The 4,431-nt window shown below is 63.9% G+C and carries 4 protein-coding genes; all 4 read right to left on the bottom strand.

Features of this window, described 5'->3' with window-relative positions; genetic code table 11:
• On the bottom strand, positions 1-1,008 hold a 1,008-nt coding region (locus tag VFB33_00875; GenBank protein HZO80220.1), incomplete at its 3' end, for a DUF1329 domain-containing protein.
• Positions 1,009-1,130: 122 nt separating this feature from the next.
• A complete protein-coding gene (locus VFB33_00870) occupies positions 1,131-2,375 on the bottom strand; it encodes a HEAT repeat domain-containing protein (GenBank protein ID HZO80219.1) in 1,245 nt (414 codons plus the stop codon).
• Between the two features lie 395 nt (positions 2,376-2,770).
• The gene (locus tag VFB33_00865; GenBank protein ID HZO80218.1) at positions 2,771-3,604 is read right to left on the bottom strand and encodes an alpha/beta hydrolase; all 834 of its coding nucleotides are present in this window, start codon (positions 3,602-3,604) and stop codon (positions 2,771-2,773) included.
• Between the two features lie 19 nt (positions 3,605-3,623).
• Positions 3,624-4,013 carry a hypothetical protein gene (locus tag VFB33_00860; GenBank protein ID HZO80217.1) on the bottom strand — a complete coding sequence of 130 codons (390 nt, stop codon included), beginning with the start codon at positions 4,011-4,013 and terminating at the stop codon, positions 3,624-3,626.
• Positions 4,014-4,431: the final 418 nt, after the last annotated feature.

Raw genomic sequence — 4,431 nt, 5'->3', positions numbered from 1 at the left:
CGACAGCTCGCGGCCGGAGAAGCCGTAGAAGTCGGCGATCGTATGGTCGGTGCCGAGCAGCGAGTCCGACTTCACCTGCGCCGAGATGCGCCGTACGCGCCGCAGGGTCGGGATATAGGCCCAGCCGTCGTCCTCGCGATGCGGGTCGGCATAGCGATAGACGATGAAAGCGGTGCCGCGGATATCGAACGGGGTGTAGAAGCCGGTGAACTCCTTGAACTCGAACTGAGCGGCATCGGGCACCGGCAGCGTATGGCTTTCGAGCTGCGCGAGATGAGTGAAGAAGACCTTGCGATACATTGCCGACATCGTGCGCTCGAAATCTCCGCCACCGCCGTAGATCTGCTTCATAACGTCAGCCGGCGGCAGCGTGATATTGATATTCTTGACGCCAGCATTTTCGAGCCAGTCGCTCGGGGGCAGCGACCACTGAGGAATCTGATGGGTACCGCCGAAGCGCATCAGACTGACCGGCGCCATCGTGAACAGTCCGAAGTTCTGCCAGCGCCATTCGTAGTTCCACACCGCCTTCCAGCCCGCGTCAGGGTCGTCCTCGCGGATCGCCGAGTTGGGAAAGGGTTGCCCGCAGACGTAATTGGCGAGCGTATGGTCGGGATTCAGGCGCACCTGGCTCTGATATTTCTCCGTGCACTCCAGGAAGTCCTTGCGCGGAGTGTGATCGACGTAGGGGCCGATCTTCATCTTGAACTCGGGAAAATTGAGGAACTCGATATACCCCGGCCACATGAAGGGCTTGATCTTGGTGTCCAGATCCGCCGCGGTCAGCACGTCGCCCGGTTTGAAATCGGGCTTGGCGTCCTTGTAGGTCTTCAGCCAATCCATGAAGGTCTGGATGGTGTAGGTCTTGACCTGATCGGGACTGTTCACCGCCCTGGCCGGCCCGGCCGGCAAGGAAACGCTGACGGCAAGCGTCAGGGCGACCACCGCCGCCAGCCACCACGGCCTCGCGGCGGCTCTCCCATGCGGCATCATGTTGCTTCGCATCATGCTCCTCTCCTTACGGGTTTAGGCGCCCCCTGCTTGACCTTGCCGCTCGACCAGTAACGCTCCTCCATGGGGGCGGACATTGACTGCCAGACACCCCTCTTTTCGCATCGCGGGCCGCGCGCTCAGATCAGCCATCGGCTTCTCGCCCTGAGCAGACGCGTTGCGATGCGGTTCAAACCGTCGGCCGCGGTGTAACGAATCATCGGATCCTGTTCCTGCACCAGCTCGAGCAAGGTCGGAATACTGCCCGGGCTGCCGATGCGGCCGAGCGCCCAGGCCACCTCTGCGCGAAGCGTCGCGTCGTCGCTGTCGCGCGCGAGCGCATCGAGCAACTCGGCGTTGCGTTCGCTGTGCCCGGCGGCCAGCGCCTTGATCGCGGCAAGCCGCACCGCGCCGTAATTCGAGTAGAGGCCGGCAAGCACAACCGCCGAGCCGCTGACGGCGTCGAGGTCGCCGAACAGTTCAGAAATCTCCAGGCGGGTCATGTAGTCCGCGTTGGCAAGCGCGTGCTTGAGATACTCGGCGCCCGCCGGCTCGCGGTAGTGAGTCAGTGCCGCGGCCGCCCCGATTCGCACTTCGAGCTCATGGTCAGCCAGCGCAAGCTTGAGCACCGGCACTGCCGAGGGATCGCTGGCGAAGCCCAGCGCCGCGGCGGCCACTGCCCGTTCATAGGTGCCTTGCGACCGGTCGCCAACCATCGCACGCAAGTACGGGACGCCGGATTTGTCGCCCATCAGCAACAGCGAGCGCGCGGCCATCACCCGCTCGAAAGCGTCACGCTCCTTCGACACCAGCACCTGATGCAGCAGCGGTATCGCGCGGCGATTGCCGAGCGGGCCCAGGCTGCGCAGCGCCTCCAACCGCACCATTCGCTCGGAGGCCCGGCTGGCCTCCATCAGGACGGTCACCGCGCTTGGATCGGTCGCGGAGGCAAGGCCTTCGACGATGATCCGTTGCTCGTAGGGACGCGCCGCGTGGTAGAGGGCGCTTAAGACCTGGACCGCCCTGCGGTCGCCGTCTTCGCCCAGCCCATCGGCCACCGCCATCTTGACGCTCAGGTTGGGGTTGCGCTCGAAGGTCTCGACCAGCAGCTTGACGCCCTCTTCCTCGCCGCTGCCGGCGAGCGCACAAGCCGCGAAACAACGCTCGAAGATGCTCCGTTCGCGCAGCCCCTGGCGCAGCACCGTGAGCGAAAACTGCCGCAGCGCGAGCAGCCCCGGACTGTTGTCGAAGTGATAGGCGGTGTTGAGCCGCGCCGCGGCGCGCGCGATATCGCCCGCCGCCACCAGGTTGCGAATCGCAACCATGGCGGGGTCGTTGGTCGCGGCGGCCAGACGAATCCGGCTTCGCAGCCACAATAGCGCCATGACCGCGATGCTCGCGGCGGCCACCACTCCGGCCAGCCGCGCCCATCGCCACAAACCGCGGGTCAGGCGTCTGCTGTCCGCGCTCGGCTTGATAGCGGTCGTCCCCGTGTGCCCGGGCCTGCCCCCATCATCAGGCCCGTCCCCGTTCGCCCGTCTCTATTCCGTTGGACAAGTTAAGGCAATCAGGGCCAAAATCGCGGTCACTTTACGATTTAAGCTGCGCAAAGGAGACCAATTCTGAATAATTCCGCAACACACAAAGCGGCGTTCGGCGCGCCGCATCTCCGCGATCGAATCGGGCTTGAAGCAGGAGCTCGCCAACGTGCACAAGCAAACGGCGCCGCCGACCTGGACGCGTCGGCGGCGCCGTTTGTGCTGAGCAGCGGGGCCGGCGTTTACTTGATCTTGTGCAAAACCGGCATCAGGTATTTCTTGAAGGTCTCGGGGTTCTCGCACATCGGGAAGTGCCCGATCTCCTCCATGATGATGCATTCCGCGTTGCGCACGCGGCGCGCGGTCTTCTCGGTCATCTCGGGCGTGCAGGCGAAGTCATACACTCCGGTCATGAAATAGATCGGAATCTTACCCGAGATCTTATCGCACATTTCGCGGAAGTCGTGATCCACGCTGTAGAAATAGAGATCGCCCTTGAACACGCCCGGGCCGCCCTGTGAGTAATACCACCAGGTTTCCTGACGGTACTCGAAGGGGCTCTGCGGCGCCATCAGGCCATTGATCGCGGTGGCGCAGGCCTCGCCACCGTGGATCTGGGCGTGCCACAGCCAGTCCAGCCACCATCCGGGCGAATAGTCGCAAGCCTCGACCGCGATGAGGGCACGGAAGTAGTCACTGTACTTGAGCGCGAGGTGGAGGCAGATGTTGCCGCCCATCGAGCTGCCCATCACCACCGGCCGCTCGAGCCCGAGCTCACGGCAGAAGGCAACGATGAAGTCGGCATAGAATTGCGCGGTCAGCTTGTATTCCTCTTTCCACCAACCCTTGGGCGGAATCGACTTGCCGTGGCGCGGGAGGTCGAAGGCGATCACGCGGAAGCGGCGGTTGATCTCCGGATCGTTGAGCTGATGGCGCCACTCGCGCGAGTCGGTACCCGCCGTATGCAGGCAGACCAGCGGGATGCCCTCGCCCGCTTCCTCGTAGAAAATGCGATATTCCTCGCCCCCGAAGGGGACGTAAACGTAATGCCCGGTAACCGGTTCGATCCTTGCCATGGTCGTGCGCCTCCCTCCGCTATTCCTTGACAGTGCGCATGAGGTCAAGGTCCCATGCGAAGGCCCTGAGATTCTGCCACATCACTTTGACGTCGCCCTCGATCTTCAGCCTGCCGTGCAGCGAGTGCGACATCGCGATGATGTCGTTGTACATCGGGGGCGGGACCGGCTGCACGAACTTGGCCCAGGTTTCAGCCGGCGCGCGCAGCGCGAACTGGTAAGTGGTTTCCGGACCGATCTCGTGCTGGACGCGGGTTATTTCGCCGCGCTCGAAGCTCATCACGTAGGCGCGCGCACCGAACTCGAGCATCACGTCGGCGGTAAAATGGCGGCCCAACAGGCGGGCGACGCCGTCGCGGTTGACCATGTTCTGCCAGCGCTCGACCCATCGGACATCGAAGTCAGGCATAAGCTTTCCTCCTCTGATGTGCCGGTTTGATCGCGTCGGCAGCGCGCGCGCCTCGCCCGGCGAACGCGATGCTCACGACGCCGGGCTGGCGGCGCGCCGCGTGGCGCGAGTTTCCCGGATTCGTTGTTGTCCGCGTCGGGATTGCTCCCTGGCGCGGCGCTTACTCTCCCACGCACAAGGAACATCGCCCCCGGGCGCGCAAAGGCGAACCGGGGGCGGTGCGAAAACCACCGTCCCGCCGGAATCGGTGCGACTCCGGCGAGACGGCCTGTTCGGTCTAGCGATGGACCTGTTCGAGGTTGCTGGCGTCGAAAATCTTCGTCGCCTCAGGTCCTTTCACGTTGGGGAAGCCACCCGGCACGATCCAGATGGTCCCGCGGTTGTTCTGCACGTCGATGACCTGGATCGACTGGAACTC

The sequence above is a fragment of the Candidatus Binataceae bacterium genome, from assembly GCA_035650475.1.
In the GTDB taxonomy this organism is placed as follows: domain Bacteria; phylum Desulfobacterota; class Binatia; order Binatales; family Binataceae; genus JAKAVN01.
Note: the sequence above shows the minus strand (reverse complement) of the source record. Positions and strands in the feature narration are given on the sequence as shown.